The sequence below is a fragment of the Streptomyces sp. NPDC101118 genome, from assembly GCF_044759445.1.
Classification (GTDB): Bacteria; Actinomycetota; Actinomycetes; order Streptomycetales; family Streptomycetaceae; genus Streptomyces.
The window spans coordinates 113662-135716 of the sequence record NZ_JBIVZG010000020.1 but is presented as its reverse complement, the minus strand read 5'-3'; the positions used below and the strand labels follow the sequence as shown (position 1 = coordinate 135716).

23 protein-coding genes are annotated in these 22055 nt (G+C 75.6%); 13 read left to right on the top strand and 10 right to left on the bottom strand.

Annotated features, from left to right (window positions below):
- Positions 1–121 precede the first annotated feature (121 nt).
- Positions 122–1555 (bottom strand): glycoside hydrolase family 16 protein, encoded by a 1434-nt coding sequence (locus ACIQUQ_RS27785; protein ID WP_403981050.1) that lies wholly within the window; start codon positions 1553–1555, stop codon positions 122–124.
- A 259-nt stretch (positions 1556–1814) separates the two neighbouring features.
- On the opposite strand from ACIQUQ_RS27785, the gene ACIQUQ_RS27780 reads away from it, so the two are divergent.
- From ACIQUQ_RS27780 to ACIQUQ_RS27770, 3 genes are all read left to right on the top strand, one after another.
- Complete coding sequence (locus ACIQUQ_RS27780) at positions 1815–2612, top strand: DUF4239 domain-containing protein (protein ID WP_403981048.1); 798 nt, start codon at positions 1815–1817, stop codon at positions 2610–2612.
- Positions 2613–2720: 108 nt separating this feature from the next.
- On the top strand, positions 2721–3662 hold the full coding sequence (locus ACIQUQ_RS27775; RefSeq protein ID WP_403981045.1) for a TauD/TfdA dioxygenase family protein: 942 nt from the start codon (positions 2721–2723) through the stop codon (positions 3660–3662).
- A gap of 106 nt (positions 3663–3768) precedes the next feature.
- Entirely contained in the window at positions 3769–4248 is a 480-nt protein-coding gene (locus tag ACIQUQ_RS27770; RefSeq protein ID WP_403981043.1) for a hypothetical protein, read from the top strand.
- 10 nt (positions 4249–4258) lie between these two features.
- Here ACIQUQ_RS27770 and ACIQUQ_RS27765 read toward each other — a convergent pair whose 3' ends face one another.
- The 3 genes from ACIQUQ_RS27765 to map all read right to left on the bottom strand — a co-directional run bounded on the left by ACIQUQ_RS27765 (position 4259) and on the right by map (position 7371).
- Positions 4259–5554 carry an MFS transporter gene (locus ACIQUQ_RS27765; protein WP_403981041.1) on the bottom strand — a complete coding sequence of 432 codons (1296 nt, stop codon included), beginning with the start codon at positions 5552–5554 and terminating at the stop codon, positions 4259–4261.
- 561 nt (positions 5555–6115) lie between these two features.
- Positions 6116–6475 (bottom strand): hypothetical protein, encoded by a 360-nt coding sequence (locus ACIQUQ_RS27760; protein WP_403981038.1) that lies wholly within the window; start codon positions 6473–6475, stop codon positions 6116–6118.
- Positions 6476–6603: 128 nt separating this feature from the next.
- Positions 6604–7371: a type I methionyl aminopeptidase gene (gene map, locus ACIQUQ_RS27755; protein WP_403981034.1), complete on the bottom strand. Its 768-nt coding sequence runs from the start codon at positions 7369–7371 to the stop codon at positions 6604–6606.
- A gap of 77 nt (positions 7372–7448) precedes the next feature.
- Here map and ACIQUQ_RS27750 point away from each other — a divergent pair, with 77 nt between their 5' ends.
- Positions 7449–7736, top strand: a complete 288-nt coding sequence (locus tag ACIQUQ_RS27750) for a helix-turn-helix domain-containing protein (protein ID WP_403981032.1) — start codon at positions 7449–7451, stop codon at positions 7734–7736.
- A gap of 255 nt (positions 7737–7991) precedes the next feature.
- Complete coding sequence (trpS, locus tag ACIQUQ_RS27745; protein ID WP_403981030.1) at positions 7992–9179, top strand: tryptophan--tRNA ligase; 1188 nt, start codon at positions 7992–7994, stop codon at positions 9177–9179.
- Between the two features lie 63 nt (positions 9180–9242).
- On the opposite strand, the gene ACIQUQ_RS27740 is transcribed toward trpS, so the two are convergent.
- Entirely contained in the window at positions 9243–10046 is an 804-nt protein-coding gene (locus tag ACIQUQ_RS27740) for an SGNH/GDSL hydrolase family protein (protein ID WP_403981028.1), read from the bottom strand.
- A complete protein-coding gene (locus tag ACIQUQ_RS27735; RefSeq protein WP_403981112.1) occupies positions 10033–10599 on the bottom strand; it encodes a PadR family transcriptional regulator in 567 nt (188 codons plus the stop codon). Before ACIQUQ_RS27735 ends, ACIQUQ_RS27740 begins: the two co-directional genes overlap by 14 nt.
- A 152-nt stretch (positions 10600–10751) precedes the next feature.
- Here ACIQUQ_RS27735 and ACIQUQ_RS27730 point away from each other — a divergent pair, with 152 nt between their 5' ends.
- Both ACIQUQ_RS27730 and ACIQUQ_RS27725 read left to right on the top strand, forming a co-directional pair.
- Complete coding sequence (locus ACIQUQ_RS27730; RefSeq protein ID WP_403981026.1) at positions 10752–11252, top strand: nuclear transport factor 2 family protein; 501 nt, start codon at positions 10752–10754, stop codon at positions 11250–11252.
- A gap of 158 nt (positions 11253–11410) precedes the next feature.
- On the top strand, positions 11411–11914 hold the full coding sequence (locus tag ACIQUQ_RS27725) for a hypothetical protein (protein WP_403981023.1): 504 nt from the start codon (positions 11411–11413) through the stop codon (positions 11912–11914).
- 91 nt (positions 11915–12005) lie between these two features.
- Here ACIQUQ_RS27725 and ACIQUQ_RS27720 read toward each other — a convergent pair whose 3' ends face one another.
- The gene (locus tag ACIQUQ_RS27720; protein WP_403981020.1) at positions 12006–12494 is read right to left on the bottom strand and encodes a GNAT family N-acetyltransferase; all 489 of its coding nucleotides are present in this window, start codon (positions 12492–12494) and stop codon (positions 12006–12008) included.
- Positions 12491–13138, bottom strand: coding sequence for a nucleoside/nucleotide kinase family protein (locus tag ACIQUQ_RS27715; RefSeq protein ID WP_403981018.1), 648 nt, complete (start codon positions 13136–13138; stop codon positions 12491–12493). The genes ACIQUQ_RS27720 and ACIQUQ_RS27715 overlap by 4 nt, the downstream gene beginning before the upstream one ends.
- 162 nt (positions 13139–13300) lie before the next feature.
- Here ACIQUQ_RS27715 and ACIQUQ_RS27710 point away from each other — a divergent pair, with 162 nt between their 5' ends.
- The 3 genes from ACIQUQ_RS27710 (at position 13301) to ACIQUQ_RS27700 (ending at position 16406) form a co-directional block, all read left to right on the top strand.
- Positions 13301–14038: an IclR family transcriptional regulator gene (locus ACIQUQ_RS27710; protein WP_403981016.1), complete on the top strand. Its 738-nt coding sequence runs from the start codon at positions 13301–13303 to the stop codon at positions 14036–14038.
- A gap of 273 nt (positions 14039–14311) precedes the next feature.
- Positions 14312–14638 (top strand): putative quinol monooxygenase, encoded by a 327-nt coding sequence (locus ACIQUQ_RS27705; RefSeq protein WP_403981014.1) that lies wholly within the window; start codon positions 14312–14314, stop codon positions 14636–14638.
- A gap of 1054 nt (positions 14639–15692) precedes the next feature.
- A complete protein-coding gene (locus tag ACIQUQ_RS27700; RefSeq protein ID WP_403981011.1) occupies positions 15693–16406 on the top strand; it encodes a class F sortase in 714 nt (237 codons plus the stop codon).
- A 260-nt stretch (positions 16407–16666) separates the two neighbouring features.
- On the opposite strand, the gene ACIQUQ_RS27695 is transcribed toward ACIQUQ_RS27700, so the two are convergent.
- Positions 16667–17065 (bottom strand): DUF5997 family protein, encoded by a 399-nt coding sequence (locus tag ACIQUQ_RS27695; protein ID WP_403981009.1) that lies wholly within the window; start codon positions 17063–17065, stop codon positions 16667–16669.
- Between the two features lie 58 nt (positions 17066–17123).
- Here ACIQUQ_RS27695 and ACIQUQ_RS27690 point away from each other — a divergent pair, with 58 nt between their 5' ends.
- The 3 genes from ACIQUQ_RS27690 (at position 17124) to ACIQUQ_RS27680 (ending at position 21486) form a co-directional block, all read left to right on the top strand.
- Positions 17124–17951 (top strand): LysR substrate-binding domain-containing protein, encoded by an 828-nt coding sequence (locus ACIQUQ_RS27690; protein ID WP_403981006.1) that lies wholly within the window; start codon positions 17124–17126, stop codon positions 17949–17951.
- Between the two features lie 75 nt (positions 17952–18026).
- Positions 18027–20006 carry a glycoside hydrolase family 5 protein gene (locus ACIQUQ_RS27685; RefSeq protein ID WP_403981004.1) on the top strand — a complete coding sequence of 660 codons (1980 nt, stop codon included), beginning with the start codon at positions 18027–18029 and terminating at the stop codon, positions 20004–20006.
- Positions 20007–20274: 268 nt separating this feature from the next.
- A complete protein-coding gene (locus tag ACIQUQ_RS27680) occupies positions 20275–21486 on the top strand; it encodes a PQQ-binding-like beta-propeller repeat protein (protein ID WP_403981002.1) in 1212 nt (403 codons plus the stop codon).
- 90 nt (positions 21487–21576) lie between these two features.
- Here ACIQUQ_RS27680 and ACIQUQ_RS27675 read toward each other — a convergent pair whose 3' ends face one another.
- Entirely contained in the window at positions 21577–22020 is a 444-nt protein-coding gene (locus tag ACIQUQ_RS27675; protein WP_403981000.1) for a cupin domain-containing protein, read from the bottom strand.
- Between the last annotated feature and the right edge of the window lie 35 nt (positions 22021–22055).

Below are 22055 nucleotides of genomic sequence, written 5' to 3'. Positions count from 1 at the left end.
GCGGGGCGGGGGGGGGGGGGGGGGGGGGGGGGGGGGGGGGCGCCGGGGGGGGGGGGGGGGGGGGGGCGCCCCGTGGGGGGCCCCCCCCCCCCCCCCGGGGAGACCGGTCCGCCTTCGGTCGTCAGTGCCCGAAGGTGAACCAGTTGACGTTCACGTAGTCGGCCGGCTGGCCGCTGGTGAAGGTCAGGTAGACGTCGTGCGTCCCGGTGACCGCCGCGATGTTGGCGGGGACCGTCCGCCAGCTCTGCCAGCCGCCCGTGCCGGCGAGGGCGAAGCTGCCGACGGGGGCGCTGGTGCGGGAGTCGAGGCGTACCTCGACCAGGCCGCTGACCCCGCCCGCGGCGCCGCTGGCGACGCGGCCGACGAACTGGCGGGCGGGTGTGGTGCCGAAGTCGACCTGCCGGTAGAGGGCCCAGTCGCCGTTGGCGATGGAGGCGATGTTCCGGCCGCCGCCGCTGTCGGTGGTGGTCTCGGTGGTCAGGCCCGACTGCCCGTCGTACGCCTCGGCCTGGAGGGTCGTGTAGGCGTCGCGGGTGCCGCCGGGCGGCGGGGTGGTGGGGGGTGTGGTCGGCGGCGTCGTCGGCGGGGTGCTGCCGCCGGGTCCGCTGCTGAGGACCGTCACGTAGTCCACCAGCATCGGGTGGCCGGGGACGGTGCCGCCGTCGGGTCCGCCGCCGAAGGCGTCGGGGAAGCCGCCGCCCATGGCCACGTTCAGGATCAGGAAGTAGCCGTGGTCGGTGGCGTCCGCCCAGACCGTCGCGGGCACCTGGTCCTGGCGCACGGTGTGGTAGACGGTGCCGTCCAGGGAGAAGCGCATCTGCTGCGGGCTGGTGCTGCGGTCCCACTCGACGGCGTACGTGTGGAAGCCCGCCTGGCAGGAGACCGGGGCGCAGACGCGCTGGCCGCCGATGCCGGAGGTCTCGTTGCACGGGCCGCCCGGGCTGGTGCCGCAGTGCATCGTGGCCCAGACCTGGTTCATGCCCTGGACGTTCTCGAGGATGTCCAGCTCGCCGATGCCGGGCCAGTTCCACCAGTTGCCGCGGTACGGAGCGCCGAGCATCCAGAACGCGGGCCAGTAGCCCTTCGCCGCGGGACCGGTGACGTTCGGCATCTGAATGCGGGCCTCGACGCGGAGCTTTCCGCCGGCCGGGGGCTGGAAGTCGGAGCGGCGGGTCTCGACGCGGCCCGAGGTCCAGCGTCCGGCGGCGTCGCGCAGCGGGGTGATGCGCAGGTTGCCGCCGCCGTCGAGGGAGACGTTGGCCGGGTCCGCGGTCATCGTCTCGATCTCGCCGGTGCCGAAGTTGGCGGGGCCGCCGGGGTAGCTCGTGCCGGTGGTGTACTGCCAGTCGGCGGTGTCGATCCCGCTGCCCGCGGGCCCGTCGAACTCCTCCAGGAACACGGTGGTCCAGCCGGGCCCGGGGGCCGGGGCGCTGGCGTTGGCGGGCAGCGAGGCCGTGGTGACGGCCGCGGCGGCCGCCAGCAGCAGGGCGCCGGCCGCCAGGGAGGCGCGGCGTAAGGGGCCGGGGCGTACGCGTGTCACGCTCATCTCGCTCATGGGCACCTCTCGGTGGGGGAAGGGGGGTGCTTCGGGAAGGGGGGCGCTCCGGTGGTGGGAGCGCTCCCAGTGCGGCCGCGCGACCACTGTGCTCGCCCGCCGCCGCCGGGGCAAGAGGTGAACACAAAGAATCCGGAGGGTAGTTGGCACGTTCACTTCGTGAACTCCCCGGCTGGGGCGCGGTGGCACGTGACCACCGGGGCCGCACGATCGTTTCACCGGCTGTCCCGCACGCGCCCAACAGGGGAGGTCGGCCTCGGTGTCGCTCTGGCTGCTCAACCATCTCGACACCCTCACGCTCACGGTGCTCATGGTCGGCGTCCTCATCGCCCTGGCCGTGACCGGCAGCCTGGTGGCCCGCCGCCGCCACCCGCACCTGGCGGAGGGCGAGCACAACGAGATGGTGGGCGTGGTGCTGGGGATGTTCGGCGCGATCTACGGGATCATCCTGGCCTTCGTGGTGGTGACGCTGTGGACGCAGCTCGACCACACGCAGCAGGTGGTGTCCAAGGAGTCGACCGACCTGGCGATCGTCGTGCGCACCACGCGGGTCCTGCCGCCCGCCGACCGGGCCCGGGTGCACCGGGCCGTGGGTGAGTACGTGCACTCGGTGGTGGAGGTGCAGTGGCCGAGGATGCGGTCCGGCGAACCGAGTTACGGGGCCACGTCGTCCCGGGTGGAGGCCATGTACGACGCCCTGCAGGCGTACGAGCCGGTGACCGCGCGGGACGAGGTCTTCTACGAGCAGGCCGTGGCCGGCCTCAACGACGCCGTCGCCCAGCGCCGCGAGCGGATCAGCCTGGCCCAGGCCGAACTCCCCACCCTGCTCGAGGTGCTGGTGTTCGGCGGCGCGCTGGTGATCATCCCGCTGACCTTCCTGTTCGGGCTGCGCAGCCTGCGCATGCAGCTCCTGTTCGTCACGGCGGTCGCGGCCCTGATCGGCTTCAGCCTGGTGCTGGTCCTCGTCCTGGACCGCCCCTTCGCGGGCGAACTGGCCGTGAGCCCGGCCCCGTACAAGGAGGGCGCCCTGTCGCAGTTCTGGCCGGAACGCGTGTGAGGACCGGCGCGCCCGCCGCCGCGCGGGCGCTGGCGCGTTGGCGCCGGGGCGGGGCAGGCTGGGGAGGTCGGCGGGCAGCCGCGGGGAAGCGGAAGCGGAGGGCGTGTGATGGAGGACGGTGCGGTCGAGGTGCGGCCCGTGGCCGGGTACACCGGCGCCGAGGTCGTCGGGCTCGACCTGGCGAAGCCCCTGTCGGACGTGCAGGCGGCGGCGGTCCGGGCCGCGCTGCTGCGCTGGAAGGTGCTGTTCTTCCGGGGCCAGCACCTGGACCACGAGGCGCACCTGGCCTTCGCCCGGCGGTTCGGCACACCCGTGGCTCCGTCCCGGCGGGGCAGCGTGTCGCCGCCGGAGTTCCCGGAGATCGAGACCACGGCCGACCGCCTGGAGCTGGGCGGCCGGTACGGCATGGACCGCGCGGAGTGGCTCGACCGCCGCCGGCACACGCTGCTGCGCGGCTGGCACTGCGACCACGGCGCCCGGATCGACCCGCCGGCCGCGAGCATCCTGCGGGCCGAGACGGTGCCGGCGTACGGGGGCGACACCTGCTGGTCCAACCTGGCGGCGGCGTACGCGGGGCTGTCGGCGCCGCTGCGGGCGTTCGTGGACGGGCTGCGGGCCGAGCACCGGCTCGGGGTCGGCTACCAGCCGCGGCCGGGGGACGACGCGTACGTACGCCACCTGCTGGAGCACCAGCAGGCCTCGCACCACCCGCTGGTGCGGGTGCACCCGGAGTCGGGCGAGCGGCTGCTGTTCGTCAACGGCTACTACGTCGAGCAGATCCTCGGTCTCAGCAGGGCCGAGGGCGCGCCGCTGCTGGAGATGCTCGTGGAGCAGGCCGTCCGGCCCGAGTACACCGTCCGCTTCCGCTGGGAGCCGGGGGACGTGGCCTTCTGGGACAACCGGGCCACCGTCCACCTGGCCCCGAACGACACGGGAGTGGTGGACGGTCCGCGCGTGATGCACCGGGTGATGCTGGCCGGCGAGGTCCCGGTGGGGGTGGACGGCAGGCCGTCGGAGCCGGTGACGGGGACGGCGCCGGGGCGCTGGTGACGTACCGGCGGGACGGCGGTTCCGGCACCCCCCTGTGCCGCGGCGCCCCGACCGGGGTGCGAGACTGGGCCGCCGGTAACGGCAACACGGCACGACGGGCGGGTTCATGGCACGCGGACGGTACGTACGGGGGTGCGCGGCGCTGCTGTTCGCCGTGACGGCGACGGGCTGCGCCCACCCGCTCCAGGACCTCGGCCCGCTGCCCGCCCGCAGCACGGCGGCGCCGCTGCCCGCCGACACGGTGGTGGCGGAGCTGACGGCGCTGCTGGCGGCGGAGGGCGTCACCCTGCGGCGCACGCCCCAGGACGTGATCCCGCTGGAATGCAACGAGCAGCTCACCGGGCAGACCCGCGCGGCCACGGCGGACGCGAAGCTCCGGAGCGCGTTCGGGAAGGCCCGTTCCGCCCACGGCTGGCAGCAGGGCCCCGACATGCCGGGCGCCCTGACCCTGCGCAAGGGCGGCTGGACCGCGTCCACCTCCCTGCGCGGCCCCGCCACCGATACCTCGGACACCCCCGTCTTCATCAGCCTGCTCTGTGACAACTCCCGCGGCAAGCGCGTGCCGGCTCCGGGGAGTTCTTCGTAGCCGACGGGTGTCAGCGCCCGGCGACCGTGTCGTCCTCGCCCGTGCGGACGTCCCCGGGACCGCTGTCCGGGGCGTGCCCGGCCACCGGCACGGATGGGCCCGCGGGGCGGGCCGTGCTGAGGATCGTGACGGCGGCCAGCAGGACCAGGGCGGCCCCGGCCAGCGGGGCGGCCGCCGTGGAGACCCCGTCGACCAGCGCACCGCCGGTCACCGCGCCGACGGCGATGGCCAGGTTGAACATCGCGACCATGAGCGAGGAGGCGGCCTCCGTGGCTCCGGGGGCGGCCTTGTTCATCCAGTTCTGCACGCTGACCGACACCCCGCCGTACACCAGCCCCCAGGCGATCAGCAGCACGCCGCCGGCCACGGGCGAGGAGAGCAGCGCGATGAGGGTCAGCAGCACGGGCAGCACCAGGCCGGTGACGAGCAGGGCCCGCCGGGCCGCGCGGGCGCCGGCCAGGAAGTTCCCCGCGACGCCGGCCGCGCCGTAGCCGAGCAGCAGGGTGCTGACCGCCGCCGCGGGGACGCCGGAGATGTCCTGGAGCACGGGACGCACGTACGTGTAGGCCGCGAACTGGCCGGTGACCAGCAGGAACGTCACGATCACCCCGGCCCGCACGGCGGCGTTGGACCGCAGGACGGCGGGCAGTTCCGCGAAGCCGACGGACGGGCCGGGCGGCAGCGGGGGGAGCAGCAGGACGAGCGCCGCGAGCGAGCCGAGGCCGAGCACGCCGACGGACGCGAAGGCGGCGCGCCAGCCGCTGAGTTCGGCGAGCAGGGTGCCGGCGGGCACGCCCAGCACGGAGGCCATGGAGACGCCGGCGACGATGACGGCGGTGGCGCGGCGGGTGTGCCGCTCCGGTACGAGCCGCAGGGCGAGGCCGCCGGCTATCGCCCAGAACCCGCCCACGCCCACGCCGACCAGGAGGCGGGCGGCGAGGAGCACGGCGAAGTTCGGGGCGACGGCGGCGGTGAGGTTGGCCGCGGCCACGAGGGCGATCAGCGCACAGAGGACGAGACGCCGGTCGAGGCGCCCGGTGCCCACGGTGACGAGCGGCGCGCAGACCGCGGCGACCAGGCCGGGCACGGTGACCATCAGCCCGGCGGTGCCGTCCGAGACGCCGAGTCCTTCGCCGACCGGGGTGAGCAGGCCGACGGGCAGCAGCTCGGAGGTCATCAGGCAGAAGATCCCGAGGGACACGGCGAGCACCGCCGACCAGGCCCGGAGGGGACGCTCCGAGGGACCGGAAACCGGTCGCCCGGTGCCGTCGGGACCGACGGCGTCGCCGGCTGCGGGTGCGGACATGCGGACTCCGTACGGGTGGAACGGGCGGACCGGGTGGACTTGCCTGCCCCAGTCTCCGCCCGGCCATGCCGTTCCGACCCCGGTGTCTCCCATGCTGGACGCACCGCCCCAGCCGCTGCGGGTCCGCCCGGGTCCCCTCCACGTACGTCACCTCCCCCGCGTCACACCCCGCCCCGTGGTGTGTGGGGGAGGTGCTTGACGGGGCATGGCAGGCTGGTCCGGAGGCAGGCCCGGGCCTGGGGTGGCCGAAGGCCAGGGCGAAGCCCCAAAGCCCCAGGGGTGGGCCTGCCGCTGGGGGCACCTCCCAGCGGTAGCTGGGGGAGGCCTGCAGGCCATGCCCCGTCAAGCACCGAGGGGACCCACGCACCACGGGGCACGCCCCCGCAGCGGGCGCGCGAGTCCGTCCGTCCGCGGCCGGCGGTTCCGGGTCGCGGCACAGGGGGCCGCCCGGCGGCTGGTGCGGCCGGTTGACCCGACCCCGTCCGGATCCACCGGGCCGGGCCGAACACGACCGGGCACGGCCCCGCTCCGAGCGGAACACGTCGGGGTGAGGGCAGCAGATCAGCCGGGCTGCGCACCGCCCGCGTCGTCCAGCGGAGCTTCGGGGACCAGGCCCGGGCCGATCCAATCGGTCGCGACACCCTCCGCGACGGCGCCGGGCCCGATGAACTCATCGGCGGCATCACCGGGCGCGACGGACGGCCCGTCCCACCCCTCAGCGGCATCACCGGCAGCCGCTGACGGACCGATCCAGTCGGACCCGGTGTCCGCTGGGACGACAGCCCCCTCCCCCTCCCCCGTGGCGGCCGCGGCGGCCGGCGGGACCGTCAGGTCCGCGTGCTGGACGTTGTCCTGGGACTCGCCGGCCTCGCCGGCCTCGTCCGTACCGGGCTGCGGTCGCGCGGAGTCGTACTCCCCCATGGGTCCCCCTCGGGTCGTTTCCGTTGCCGTGTGCGGGCTACGACGCACCCACGCGGCGCGGGGTTCCACGCCCACGGCAGCACCCGCACCCGCACCCGCACCCGCACCCAAGGCGCCGGGTTCCACACTCACGGCAGCGTCAGCACGCGCGGGCCGTCCTCGGTGACGGCCACGGTGTGCTCGATGTGCGCCGCCCGGCTGCCGTCGCCGCTGAACAGCGTCCAGCCGTCGGCACCCGTGCGGTACCCGTCGCGCCCACCCGCCAGGAACATCGGCTCGAGCGCCAGGCACAGACCCGGCCGCAGCGGGAAACCGCGGCCCGGGCGCCCGCGGTTCGGCACGTGCGGGTCCTCGTGCATCCGCCGCCCGATCCCGTGGCCGCCCAGGTCGGCGGGCACCCCGAGACCCGCCTCCCGCGCGACGCCGCCGATCGCGTGGGCGATGTCACCGACCCGGTTGCCCGGCACGGCGGCGGCGATGCCGGCGTCCAGCGCACGCTGCGTGGCGTCGATCAGCTCCAGGTCGCCCGGGCGCGGCGTGCCCACCGGGAAGGTGATCGCGGCGTCCCCCGTCCAGCCGCCGAGCTCGGCGCCGCAGTCGATGCTGACCAGGTCGCCGTCCCGGAGCCGGTAGCCGGTCGGGATGCCGTGCACCACGGCGTCGTTGACGGAGGCGCAGATCACGGCCGGGAAGGGAACGGGAGCGAAGGCGGGCCGGTAGCCGAGGAAGGGCGAGGTGGCCCCCGCGTCCGCCAGTACGGTACGGGCCACCGCGTCCAGTTCCACCAGTGCGACCCCCACCTCCGCCGCCTCCCGGACCGCCGCCAGGGCACGGGCCACCACCCGCCCGGCCTCCCGCATCGCGTCGAGCGCCTCCGCCGTCTTGATCTCCACCATGGCCGCAGCCCCCTGTTCCGCACGCCGCCGGCGACGCACCTGGACCCAATACTTATACCGGTATTAGTATCACGGTCATGGTGAGGACCCCTTTGACTCCGTGGGAGCGGGAGCGCGGCGAGCGCTTCGGCGCGCTGCTGCGCGAGGCGCGCGGCGCGCGCAGCATGGTGGAGGTCGCGGCGGCGGCCGGCGTGTCGGCCGAGACCCTGCGCAAGATCGAGACCGGCCGGGCCCCGACCCCGGCCTTCTTCACGGTGGCGGCGTTGGCCGGCGCCCTCGGCATGTCCCTGGACGAGCTGGTGGCGGCCTGCGCCGCGGCCGACGGGGAGGCGGCGAGGGAGGCCGGGAAGGCGCTGTCCGCCTGAACCCGCCGCCCGCGGGCCCGGACGGCCTGCCGTCCCCCCGGGGCGAAATGCCCTGGAGCGGGGCCCGGGGCGGCCGGTAGGCTTCCCGCATGACCCAGATGTCTCGTGTGTGGCAGTGGCGCTCCCCCTAGGGGCGGCCACCGACGAGACATGTCCCGGGCCGTCCATCGGACGGCCCTTCCGCGTACCGCTTCGCGTGCGGACCCGCCCGTCCGGTGACGGCCCGCCCGGCAACGGAAGCGAAGGCGGAAGAGCATGACGATCACCAAGACCACCACCCCGACCACGGCCGCGGTCACCACTCCGGCCCCGACCACCACCCCGACCCCGACCACCACCCCAGCCCCGACCACCACCCCGACCCCGGTCACCACCCCAGCCCCGACCCCCACCACGGCCCCGGCCCCGCCCCCCGCCCACGACGACCGCAACGGCGCCCTGGAAGCGGAGATCCTGCGGGCCCCCGAGCGGTTCCGGGTCCTCACCGGCGACCGCCCCACCGGCCGCCTGCACCTCGGCCACTACTTCGGGACGCTCCGCAACCGCGTCCGCCTCCAGGACCTCGGCGTGGACACGTACGTGATCGTCGCCGACTACCAGGTGCTCACCGACCGCGACGTGGCCGAGCGACTTGCCGAGCACGTCGAGGAGTTGGTCCTGGACCACCTCGCCGCCGGCATCGACCCGGAGCGCTCCACGGTCTTCGCGCACAGCGCGGTCCCCGCCCTGAACCAGCTCCTGCTGCCCTTCCTCTCCCTCGTCACGGTGCCCGAGCTGCAGCGCAACCCCACCGTCAAGGACGAGATCGCGCACTCCCGCCAGTCGTCCGTCAGCGGGCTGATGTTCACCTATCCCGTGCACCAGGCGGCGGACATCCTCTTCTCCAAGGCGAACGTGGTCCCCGTGGGCCGCGACCAGCTGCCGCACCTCGAAGTCACCAGGACCGTGGCCCGGCGCTTCAACGAGCGTTACGGGCAGGTGTTCCCCGAGCCGGCCGCGCTGCTGTCGGCGGCGCCGGTCCTGCTCGGCACCGACGGCACGAAGATGAGCAAGTCCCGCGGCAACGCCATCGCCCTGGCCGCGACCGCCGACGAGACGGCCCGGCTGCTCAAGGGGGCGAAGACGGACGCCGACCGGCGCATCACCTACGACCCCGAGCGCCGCCCGGAGGTGTCGAGCCTGGTCCTGCTGGCCGCCCTGTGCCTGGACCGGGACCCCCACGAGGTGGCCGCGGCCATCGGCGACGGAGGTGCGGCGGCGCTCAAGCGGACCGTGACCGAGGCGGTCAACGAGCACCTCGCGCCACTGCGGGCCCGGCGCGCCGAGTTCGCGCGCGACCGGGCGTACGTACGCCAGGTGCTGCGCACCGGCAACGCGCGGGCGGCCGCCCGCGCGGAGGCCACGCTGGCCGAGGTCCACGAGGCGATGGGCACCCGCTACTGAGGAGGCCCCGGCGGTCGGGGCTTACGGCGGGCGTACGGCGGGCGTACGACGGGCGTACGGCGGTCAGCCCAGGACCGGCAGCAGCCCCGGCCGCTTGGCGGTGCGGCCGTCGCCACTGGACCGGCCGCGCACCCGGCGGAGCAGCCAGGGGCCGAGGTGACCGGCGGCCCAGCGCAGGTCGGCGGCGGTGGCGCCCCAGCCGGTGGGCAGCGGGACTGCGGGCGGCGGCAGCGGGCGGGTCCAGGTGTCGTCGCTGCCGGGCAGCGCGAGGGCCTCGGCGAGCGCGGCGGCGATCCGCTCGTGGCCGAGCGGGCTGGCGTGCAACCGGTCCGCGGTCCACATCCGGGGGTCGGCGACCGCCGCGGGGCGGGCGGTCTCCGCGACGGTGACGCCGTGCCGGGCGGCGGCCAGCCGGACCCGGTCGTTGAGGGCGTCGATGCGCGGGCCGACCGGGCGGGCCAGCGGGATCAGCCGGGTGAGGTCGGGGAACGTGACGGTGACGACGCGGGCGCCCTGGGCGGTGAGGGCGGCGAACATCGCCTCCAGGTGGCCCGCGACCTCGTCGGCGTCGAACTTCGGCCGCAACACGTCGTTGACCCCGGCGACGACGGAGGCGAGGCCGGGGCGCAGCGCCAGGGCGGGGGCGAGCTGTTCGGCGCGCACCTGTCCGGCCTGGCGGCCGCGGACGGCGAGGTTGGCGTACCGGAGGCCCGGTTCGTGGGCGGCGAGCAGCTCGGCGAGGCGGTCCGCGAAGCCGCGCAGGCCGGCGCCGTCGTCGCCGAGGCCCTCGGTCTGGCTGTCGCCGAGTGCGACGTACCGCTCGTAGCGGGGTGCCGGGCGGGGCTCGTGCGGGTCAGTGCCGGTCATGGGTCTGCCTCTCCCTCAGAACGGTGACGGTGCGCTCGTACCAGTCGCGGTTGCCCTGCTCGAAGGCGAGTCCGCGCAGGCAGGTCAGGTAGGGGCCGACGGGGCCGCCGTGGCGGAGGAAGTCGGCCTCGTCGCGGTCGCCCCGCATGTGCCGCAGCAGCTTCTCGAGCAGCTCGATCTTGGTGCGGGTGAACGCGGCGCGTTCGGTGAGCTGTGCGACGAGCGTGTCCGTGTCGACGTGGTCGGCGGCCTGGACCTTCACGAGGAGGTCGTCGCGGATGAAGGTCGGCTTGCTCGTGGCCGCCGTGAACCGGTCCAGCTCCGCCAGGCCGTCCGCGGTGACGGTGAACAGCCGCTTGTTGGGGCGGGTGTCCTGGACCACCTCGCGGCCGGTGACCAGCCCTTCCGCCTCCAGCCTGGTCAGCTCGGCGTAGAGCTGCTGGGGCTGGGCGTGCCAGAAGTTGGCCACACCGAGGTCGAAGGCCTTGGCCAGCTGGTAGCCGCTCAGCTCCTCGCCGAGCAGCGCCGCCAGGACGGCGTGGCGCAGTGCCATCGCGGTCACCTCCTCGTTCTCGTCGTTCCCGATCCGGATCCCGTTCCCGTTCCCGTTCCCCGGGACCCTGGACACGAGCCATCATAGTCATGAATATGAGTAGTCAGATTGATGAGTATGAAGATTCGCCCGGCCCGCACCTTGGAGGAGCCATGCCCGACACCCCGACGCCGTCCGCCGGCGCCCGTTTCCGTGCCGCCGTCGAGCGCCGCGATCTCGCCGCTGTGGAGGAGCTGTTCACCGACGACATCCGGCTGTACAGCCCGGTCAAGTTCCGGCCGTTCGAGGGCAAGGCGGCCGTGACCGGTCTGCTGGGGGTGCTGCTGCGCACCTTCGAGGACTTCCGTTACGTCGGCGCCTTCGAGGGCAGCTCCGAGACCAGCACGGACGGCACGACCGCACCCTCGGAGGTGCTGCTGTTCCGGGCCGTTGCCGGCGGGAAGGACATCCACGGCATCGACCTGCTGCACACCGGCGACGACGGCCTGATCAAGGAGATCACGGTGATGGTGCGGCCGCAGTCGGCCGTGCACGCCCTCGGTCAGGCGGTGCTCGCCGGCCTGGTCGCCGACGGGCTGGCCGCCGACGGACCGGCGCCCGCGGAAGCCGCCACCGGCGGAGCGGCCGGAAGCGTGCGGGCGCCGGAGGCCTGAGTGCCGCGATCCGGCCAATGATTTGACGGGGACCTGACAATCGAACATCCCTATGGGACCTTCCATGACGCACCCGGATCCGGACGGACCTCCGCCGGCCATCCCGCACCTCCGGGCTCCGCTCACACCCCCACAAGGACGTGGCAAGAAGGAGCGACATGCGAAGGATCTCGGAACTGTCGTGCGTCACCGCCCTGATCATCGCCGCCACCGCCGGCGCCTCGACCGCGGCCACCGCGCTCGGACCCACGGCGAGCCAGCTGGTCGACGGCGTCATCGTGGTCGCGGGCAACACCTGCACCTGGACCAACGCGAAGACCAGCGCCAACCCGCCGAGCACCCTGTCGATCGACCGGAACACCATCAACAAGCCCGGCGGCAACCTGAGCTGCAGCGGGGGCATCACCGCGACGCTCAACAACAACCCCAACGTCACCTTCGACGACGCGGCCGGCACCGCCGCGGCCGACGTCATCGACATCACCGGCAAGCAGAGCTTCATCTCCTGCCGCTACAAGGCCACGAACGTGCTGTGGAACCGCGACGGCACGGACCGGAAGTACGTCAACCGGGCCTTCACCGCGGCCAAGACCTCGGGCAGTTTCCTCTGCCCGTCCTCGGTCACCACGGCGGCGGGCGACGCCTCGCTGCTCTTCCGCTGAGCCCCGCGCACCCGCGCGTGGCGCCGCCCCCGGCTGTCGGTGCCGGGGGCGGCGTCACGCCGGGGGCGCGGGGAGGTGGTGGGGCCGGCCGTCAGCTGCCGCCCAGCGGGCGCTCGTACCGGATGCCGGGGCGGCCGTCGACGACCGTGTCCCCCGCCTCCGTGAAGCCGGTGCGGCGCAGCACCGCCCGGGAGGCCGGGTTGTCGAGGGTGACCACGGCGAACAGGCGCGACAGCCCGTACGGGCCGGCCGCCAGCCGGCAGACCTCCTCGACGGCGGCCGTGGCCACGCCCCGTCCGGACGCCGACTCGCCGATCCGGTAACCGAGTTCGGCCGCGCCGTCCGCCACGTCGACCAGGTTGACCCGGCCGACGAGGGCCCCGGCGGAGTCGAGGACGACGTGGAAGTGGCAGGTGCCGTCCGCCTGTTCGGCGAGCAGGGCGCGGATGCGGTCGCCGAACCACTCGAAGAAGGCGTCCCCGCGGTCCGGTACCGAGCGCGCGAAGTAGGCCCGGTTCGCCCGCTCGAACTCCAGCAGGGCAGTGGCGTGTTCGGCCGTCAGTCGCTCCACGGTGATCATGGCGCGCAGCATACGTCGGCCAGCACCAGGTCCGCGGAGTTCCGGCCGGGCGCGATCAGGCGGGCGTTGGCCTCGTCGGAACGGGCGACCCAGTCCGCCGCGTGGTCCGGCGCCTTGCCGTGGCGTACGTGCCGGTCCACCAGGCGCCGGACGCGGAGCGCGTCGTCGGGGGCGAGGAACCAGGCCTCGTCGAGCAACGGCCGCACGCCGGCCCACTCCCCCGCGCCGTGCAGCAGGTAGTTCCCCTCGGTGATCACCAGGGGTACGTCCGGGGCGACCGGGATGCTGCCGGCCACCGGCTCCTCAAGCGACCGGTCGAAGGCCGGGGCGTAGACGACCGGCCCGGCGGGCTCGCGCAGCCGCCGGAGCAGCGCGGTGTAGCCGGCGGCGTCGAAGGTGTCGGGCGCGCCCTTGCGGTCGGCGCGGCCCAGCCGTACCAGTTCGGCCTGGGCCAGGTGGAACCCGTCCATCGGCACGACGGCCGCCAGCGCCGGTCCCAGGGCTCGGGCCAGGCGGTCGGCGAGGGTGGACTTCCCGGCGCCGGGCGGCCCGGCGATCCCCAGGATCCGCCGGCCCCCGGCCCCGGCCAGCCCCCGCGCACGCCGTTCCAGCTCCTCGATCCGCATACCGGCATCCTGCCGCACCGGGCCACGGGGCGGGGCGGGGGCCGGGCCTGGGGCTGGTCGCCGGTAGCCGGTAGCCGGTAGCCGGTCGGATCCTGCCGCCTGGCGGGGCCCGTGGCCCGGCGGGGCACGGGGCTGGTTAGGGTGACCGGTCAGCGTTGACGCCGTCCCCGGGAGTTTCCGATGCCGCAGAGCGGACCGCAGTCGGTCGACCGCGCCCTGGCGATCCTGGACGCGGTGGCCTCGGCGCCGGGGCCGCTGGCCGCGAAGGCGCTGGCGCGCCGGGTCGGGTGCTCGCTGTCCACCACGTACCACCTGCTGGGCCCGCTGGCCGAGCGGGGCTACGTCACTCGGACCGCCCACGGGTACGTGCCCGGGCCACGGATCCCCGCGCTGCACCGGGAGTTCCGGCGCCAGTGGGAGCCCGCCGCGGGGACGGCCGAGCTGCTGGGCCGGCTGCGACGGGCCACGGGCGGGGAGGCGTACCACACCGCGTACCGGGGCGGGGTGATCACGGTCGTGGACACCACCGCCCCGGTCACCGACACCGTGAACCCCTTCGCGCCCGGCCGGGAGACCCGCGCGCACGCCACCGCGCACGGCAAGGCGCTGCTCTCGGCGCTCCCCCGGGCCGCCCGCCGCCGCTACCTCGACGAGCACGGAATGGCCCGGCTGACGGCGGCCACGATCACTTCCGCCGAGCGGCTGGAGGCGGAGCTGGCCCGGGTGCGCGGGCAGGGCTTCGCGGTGTCGGTCGGGGAGGCCGACCCCGCGTTCACCTGCCTGGCGCTGACCCTGCCGGGCCCGCGGGAGGCCGGGGCGGTGCACGCCCTGTCCGTCTCGCTGCCGACCGAGGAGTACCGGCGCCGCCCCGAGGCGGCACGCCTCGCCCTCGAACGCGCGGCGGCGGGCGCCCTGTGACCGGGGCGCCGGCTGACCGGGGCGCCGGCTGACCGGGGGCGCCCCGGTGACCGGCGGCGCACGCTCACCTGGGGTGGGTGCCGGCCCACCTGGGGTGCCGGCTCACCGCGGGGTGCCCGCTGGCCGGCGGCGCAGACTCAGCAGCGGGTGCCCGCTCACCCATGGGAGCCCACTGACCGGCGGCGCACGCTCACCGCGGCCGTTTTCCGGCGGGGCCGGAAAACGGCGCGGTGCGGGTGGCGCCCGGCCGGGGGCGGCTGCCAGGCTCGGGGCATGATCTTCATCACCGTCCGTTTCACCGTCCGTCCCGAGTACGCCGACGACTGGCCCGCACTCGTCGACGGCTTCACCCGCGCCACCAGGGCCGAGTCCGGGAACCTCTTCTTCGACTGGTCGCGCAGCGTGGAGGACCCGAACAAGTACACCCTCGTGGAGGGGTTCAGGGACTCGGCGGCGGGCGCCGCGCACGTAGCGGCCCCGCACTTCAAGGCCGGTCTGGAGGCCATGGCCGGGGCCATCGCCGCCACCCCCGAGATCATCCACACCGAGATCCCCGGCGAGGGCTGGAGCCCGATGGCGGAACTGGCACCCCGGTCCTGACCCGGGAGGGGCCGCGCCCGCCCGTGCCGCGGCCCCGGGGGGAGCGTTGCGCCGCAGTCCTGACCCCGCGGGGCCGCCCGCCCGTGCCCGGCCCGGGCAGCGCCGTCCGCCAACCCCGACCCCACCGGGCAGCGCCGTCCGCCAACCCTGACCCCACCGGGCCGCGCAGTCCCCAACACCGACCACATCGGGCTGCGCCGTCCCATCCCTGACCCGCGGGCCGCGCCGCGCCCGTCGCCGACTCCGCGGCGCGGCGCCGTCCCGGGCCCGGCCCCACGGGGCCCGCGCCGTCCCCAGCCCTGCCCCCGGACCGCACCGCCCCCGCCCTGGACCCATGGGCCGCACTGCACCGCCCTGAGCCCACGGGGCCACGCCGTCCCAGCCCTGAACCCACGGGGCCGCACCGCCCGCGGCGCTCAACCCACCGGGCCGCACCGCCCCAGCCCTGAACCCACGGGGCCACACCGCACCGCCCTGGGCCCACGGGGCCGCCGTCCCCAGCCCTGGACCCACAGGGCCACGCCGTCCCCAGCCATGGACCCACAGGGCCACGCCGCCCGCGGCCCTCAACCCACCGGGCCGCACCGCCCCCAGCTCCGAACCCCCCGGGCCGGGCCGTCCCCGCCCTGGACCCAGCGGCGCCGCCCCCAGTCCCGCCCCCGGGCCGCACCGTCCCCCGGCCCCGGAGCGCGGCGCCGCCGTCCCCGGCAGCTGTCGGGCCGCCCGGGCCGTCACCCTTTCGGCGGCAGGCTGCCGGGGCGCCGGCGTGCGTCGCGGCGGGCGCCGCGGGGCCTTTGACCTGCAGGGGACGCGGCGGGACGGGCTCGGCAGTGCTTGCGTACGGTCCGGGCTGAAGGTTCGTCAGGCCGGACCGTGGGCAGCGGGCCCCTGGTGACGGGGACGGCCCGGAACCGGCGGGCCGCCGGGCACGTCCCAGCGCCGGGCCTTCGGCCGCAGACGGAAGCGGCGCGTAAGCCGCGCCCGCGGCGGCCCGGCCGAGGTGCGGGGCCACGGGGGACGTCCGGGGGGAACCCCGGAGGACGAGGGGGCACGGGTGGATTCCAGCAGGAAGGCAGCGGGCCGCCGGCGGACCGACCGGCTCGTCGCGCTGCTCGCGGTGCTGGCCGTGAGCGTGGGTGCCTGGGTGGTCACCAGCGGCGACGGGCCCCACGACGGCCTGCCCGGACCCCGCGCCCAGAGCGGGCCGGCCGCCGGTCCCCTGGCCGCGCACCGGCGGCTCGCCGACGATCTCGCTCACCCCCGAGGACGCCGCGCCGCGGGCCCGCTCCCGGCCTCCGCGCCACTACGCCTGCGCATCCCGGCCCTGCGCATCGACGCCCCCGTCGGCTCCGGAGGCCCGGCACACCCCCGCGTCCTGTCCTGGAACGGGGCCGGACCCACCCCGGGGGAACGGGGCAGTGCGCTGATCCTCGGGCACACCGGTACGGCTGCGCTCCCCGGGTCCTTCCACCGGCTCGCCGCGCTCCGGCCGGGCGACCGGGTGCACGCCGTCCGCGAGGACGGCTCCACCGCGACCTTCACCGTCGAGTGGGTCGGCGGCGGCACCGCCCGCGCCGGGGGCATGTCCGCCCGGTCCCGCACCGGCCCCGAGCGGGCGAGGCTCCGCGCCCGCGGCGGTACCGGCGCCGGGCGCGGGGAGGGACGTGCCAGGGGCCCCCGGCTCCGGCTGTTCGGCTGTGCCGGCGCCCCGCCGGCCTGCCGCGTGGCCGTCACGGTCGTCGCCCGGCTCACGCACGTCAGCCGCTGACGCCGGACCGCCCGGCCCGTGGCCCCGCGTCCCGGATCCCGGCCCCGGTCGCCCGGTCCTGCCTGCCCGTACAAGGCCTCGGACCCGACGCCTGCCCCGCCCGCCGGGCACGAACCGGGCCGCGCCCGGGGGCCGGACTGGGCCCGGGGGCCGGACCGGACTGGGCCGGCCCGGCCCGGCCCGGGCACGAAAACGCCGCAGGGTGCCGCGCAGCGATACGGCGCGGCACCCCACGGCGGAGGTGGTACGGGGAAAGGGGGTCAGGACTCCTGGCGGCGCGCCTCACGCTCCGCGTGCATCTTCTTCACGCGCACGGTCTCCTTGCGGACCTCGGACTGGGTGGCGCGCTCCTTCTGCAGCCACTCCGGGTTCTCCTGCTTGACCGCCTCGATCTGCTCCGTGGTGAGCGCCTCGGTGATCCCGCCGCGGGCCAGGCCCGAGATGGAGACGCCGAGCTTGGCCGCGACGACCGGGCGCGGGTGCGGGCCGTTGGCGCGCAGCTCGACCAGCCAGGCCGGCGGCTCGGCCTGGAGCGCGCTCAGCTCGTCGCGCGTGACGACACCCTCCCGGAACTCTGCGGGGGTGGCGTCGAGGTACACACCCAGCTTCTTCGCCGCGGTGGCGGGCTTCATGGACTGGGTGCTCTGGTGCGAACTCATGGGACCAAGGATATCGAGCGCGTGCGCGGGCTCCGACCACGCCCGGTAATCTGGCCCGGTGACAGGCTCGGATACATCCCCTTCCTTCAGGCTCGCTTATGTACCGGGCGTGACACCCGCCAAGTGGGTGCGGATCTGGCGCGAGCGGCTGCCGGACGTCCCGCTGGAGCTGGTGGCGGTGCCCGCCGCGGAGGCGCAGGACGCGCTGCACCGCGGTGACGCGGACGCCGCCTTCGTCCGGCTGCCGGTGGACCGTACGTTCCTCAGCGCGATCCCCCTCTACACGGAGACCACCGTCGTGGTCGTCCCCAAGGACCACCTGGTCGCCGCGGCCGAGGAGGTCACCCCGGCCGACCTGGCCGACGAGGTCGTCTTCCACCCGCTCGACGACACCCTGGACTGGGAGCAGCCGCCCGGCAAGCCCGCGATCGAGCGTCCGGCCACGACCGGCGACGCCATCGAGCTGGTGGCCGCGGGGGTGGGCGTGCTGGTCGTGCCGCAGTCCCTGGCCCGGCTGCACCACCGCCGGGACCTGACGTACCGGACGCTCACCGACGTGCCCCAGTCGCAGGTGGCGCTGTCGTGGCCGGAGGAGAAGACCACGGACCTGGTCGAGGACTTCATCGGGATCGTGCGCGGCCGCACCGTGAACAGTTCCCGGGGCCGGCAGCCGTCCGGCGGCGGGGCGGCGGACGCCGGCCGCCAGGACCGCAAGCGGCCCGCGTCGGGCGGGGACGCCCGGAAGAAGTCCGCCGGCGCCTCGGGCGCCAAGGGTGCGCGGGGCGGTGCCGGCGGCTCGGGCGGTGCCCGGGGCGGCCGGGCCTCCGGAGGTGCGGGCAAGGGTGCCGCGGGCGCGAAGCGCGGGAAGCCCCGCCGCCGCTCCTGAACCTCTGGCTTTCGTACCAACTCGCCGGTAATTTGGCGCCGTTCGGCTGGCGGACGACCTGGACGGCGGGGTGGCATGCGGGTTCTTCTGGGTACGGCCGGGGCGGTCACGGCCCTGGTGGCGGGCGGCTTGGCCGCTGCGCCGACGGCGGCGGGGGCGGCCCCGGAAGCGCGTACGAGAGCGGGCGAGGTGCGTACGGTCACCTCCGACGTGCGTACGGTCGCCTCGGGCGTGCGTACGGCCACCGCCGGGGACACCGGCACCCCGGCGGACTGGCGGCCGCCGTTGTCCACCCGGGGCCGGTACATCGTGGACGCCGACGGCCGCAGGTTCCGGCTGCGGGCCGCCAACTGGGACGGCGCCCAGGGTTCCTGGACCGGCTCGGGCGACATCGCGGACCCGGCGAACCACCACGCGGGGCAGGACGCGCACGGCATCCCGCTCGGGCTCGACCGGGTGCCGGTCGCGGACCTGCTCGCCGACTTCCACCGGCTGGGCCTGAACAGCATCCGGCTGCCGTTCTCGAACGAGATGGTCCACACCACCGCCCCGGTGCCGGACTCCGCGGTGGCGGCCAACCCGCAGCTGCGCGGCCGGACCCCGCTCCAGGTGTACGACGCCGTGGTCGGGGCCCTGACCGCGGACGGCTTCGCGGTGATCCTCAACAACCACACCCGCACCACCCGTTGGTGCTGCGGCGTGGACGGCAACGAGCGCTGGAACAGCGGCCAGAGCACCGCCCAGTGGGCCGACGACTGGGTCTTCATGGCACGCCGCTACCGGTCCGACCCGCTGGTGGTGGGCGCCGACCTGTACAACGAGGTGCGCCGGGACGTCTGGGACGACCCGAACTGGGGCTGGGGCGACGGGCACGACTGGCAGGCGGCGGCCCAGGAGGCCGCCGACCGGATCCTCACCGAGGCCAACCCCGACCTCCTCGTCGTGATCGAGGGCATCAACTGGACCGGCATCCCGGTCGACGGCTTCGCACACGGCCGCCCCACCCTCACGCCGGCCCGGACCCTGTCCCACACCCTGGTGGTCTCGGGGAAGCTGGTCTACTCGGCGCACTTCTACGGCTACACCGGCCCGAACCACAGCGGCGCCACCGGCCTCGGCGAGACGCACGACCCCCGCTACCAGGACCTGAGCCCCGCCGAGCTCCGCCAAGTGCTGTACGACCAGGCCTTCTTCGTGTCGGCCGAGACCGGCCGGCACTTCACCGCCCCCGTGTGGGTGAGCGAGTTCGGGATCGGCTCCGGCGAGACGGGCGAGCGGCCGCGCGCCTGGTTCGGCGCCTTCACCGAGGAACTGGTCCGCGCCGACGCCGACTTCGCGTACTGGCCGCTCGTGGGCTGGGCGGGGCACGACGACTGGGCGCTGCTCCGGTACGAGCGTTCCGGCGCCCGGTCCGGCCTGCTCGACCCGGGCGACTGGCGGGCGGCGGCGTGGGACCGGCTGCGGACCGCCCCCACCAGGACCGGGGCGGTCGCGCCGGAGGCGCGCTGGCAGATGCTGACCACCGACCACCGCGACTTCGTACAGTCGCTCCGGGTGCGGTCGCAGGGCGACTGGGACTCCGGGGCCCGCAAGGCGGCCTGTCCGGACGGCCAGCGTCTGCTGGGCCTCGGGCACGCGGGCGGCCGGGGGCTGTGTTCGGACGTGACGGCCGGGGACCTGCGGGCCGCGGGCACGGCGCAGACGGTGGTGTGGGACGAGCGGTACGTGCCGGCCGGGGGCGACTGGGCCTCGGGGTACACCAAGTTCCAGTGCCCGGCGGGGCAGTTCCTGATCGGGTACGCGCGGCGTGGCGAGCGGGTGTCGTCCGGGCTGTGCGCGCCGGCCCGGCAGGCGCTGGGGACGGTCGGGCGTACGGTCTGGTTCGACCGGGGCGACAACCGGCCGGCCGGGGCGCCGGGCGGCGAGTTCGCGTACGGCCAGTACAAGGGACAGTGCGCGGCGGACGAGTACGCGGCGGGGATCGCGTTCACCACGCGGGCCGGCAGCCGGGGCGGCCCTGACGCGCTGCTGTGCCGGCGGGTGGCGGCGGGCTGACCGTCCTGACCGGCCGTTCCGGTCCCGTGTCTGTGATCACCCGCTGAAGATCCACGTGACGCCCCGGCCGACGGCCGGCGGCGTCGCGCCGGCGGGGGGTAACGATCATGGTCACACGTGCGGGGCAGCCGGGCGACGGCCTCGGGAACGGTGACGGCACGGCCCGGGCGAGGACGCCGGGCGGGGCGACGACACCGGCGCGCGGAACGGGTCTTCGCCCGCCCGACGGGGCCGGGGGACCCGTCTGCTGGTCCGGGGCGGTGCGCTCGTGGCCGCGGTCTGCGTCGTCACCGCCGGGTACTTCTGGGCCGCGGGCCGCGTACCCGGTGACACCATGGACGTCGCCTGGCAGGCCCCGGCCGACGGCACCGCGGCCGGCCAGGGCGAAGGGGACGCGCTGTCCGACGCCAACGGCACCTGGCCGGCCGGCGGCACGCTGGTACGGAGCCGCTCCGCCCTCGTGACCGGCCTCGATGCCGGCACCGGCGCACGGGAGTGGGAGTACCGGCCGCCGGGCCGCTCCAGGATCTGCGCCACGGCGGCCGACGTCGAGCGTTCCGTACTGCTCGTGACCCGTGACGACGAGAACCGGCCTGCCTCGGCCGGGCGGCAGTTGTGCACCACCCTCGCCGCGGTCGACATCGGGACGGGCCGCGAGATCTGGCGCACCACCCTGCCCGCCGCGCCCCGCGAGAAGCGCATCAGCGACTACCAGCGCGCCCGGGTGACCGCGGGCGGCGGCCTCACCCTGCTCAGCCACCGGGCGCTGCGCGCCGTCGACTCACGCACCGGCGAGGTTCGCTGGACGGCTGCGGTTCCGCCGGGCTGCCTCCCCGCCCACGCCCTGCCCGCCGCACGGCGCGTCGGTGCGGTCCTCGCTTGCGGCGGCGGCCCGACGAAGGAACCGAACGGGATCCCCAAGGACGCCGGACTGCACGCGGTCGCCTTCGACCCGGCCACCGGTGCCCTCCTGTGGTCCATGCCGGTCGGCGACCGCGAACCGGCGGTGTGGGGCGAGACCGGCGCGCTCCTCGTCTCCGCCGACCCGCTGGTGGTGGACCGGGTCGGCACCTTCCAGTTCTTCGGCGGGGACGGCCGGCCCCATCCGCCGATCGACGTCAACAGTTCGTCCGTGGCCGTGGACGAGCACCGGCTCTACGCGCTCGACGGGCGCTACGTGAAGAAGGCCGGCAGCAGGCACAGTGCCGTCGCCTTCGACCTGGCCACCGGCCGGCAGGCGTGGAGGACCGACCTCGACTCCGACGTCGGCGTCTTCCACCTCCAGGACGGGCGGCTGACCGCGGTCGGCAGACGTCAGGACATGCTGTTCGTGCCGGCCGTACGGCTGTACGTCCTCGACGCGGCCACCGGCGAGGAGCGCGAAGTCCGCCGCTTCCCGTACGGCGAGAACCCCTGGGGCAAGGCCTTCGAGCACGAGGGGCGGCTCATCGTCGACGGCACGGCGTACGCACGCTCCTGACGGGAGACCGGAGCCCGCGCGCCGCGTTCCCTTCGCCAGCGGGCCGGCCACTCCACCGGGGGCGGCGCGTCGGGCGGGCGGTGGCGTGGTTCAGAGGGGGTGGCCGGTGGTGGCGTCCACGTGGGCGGGGACCGGGTCGTGGCGGTCGCCGACCGTGCTGGTGCCGGTGGGTTCGAGGAGGAGGATGCGGGCGCCGGCGGGGGCGTGGGGCTTGTGTTCCGTGCCGCGCGGGACCGTGAAGACCGAGCCCTCGGGCAGGTGGACCGTACGTTCCCCGGTCTCCTCGCGCAGGGCGATGTACAGGTCGCCCTCCAGGACGAGGAAGAACTCGTCGGTTTCGTCGTGCGCGTGCCATACGTGCTCGCCCGCCACTTTGGCCACGCGGACGTCGTAGTCGTTCACGCGGGTGACGATGCGGGGGCTCCACAGGGCGTCGAAGGACGCGAGGGCGGCGGCGAGGGAGACCGGGGTGCTGACGTCGCCGGTGCCGTCAGGGGCGTTGGGGTTGCTGCCGGGGCTGCGGTGGTTGGTCATGGGTACAGCCTGCGCGCTCCCGGCCCGGCCGCGGG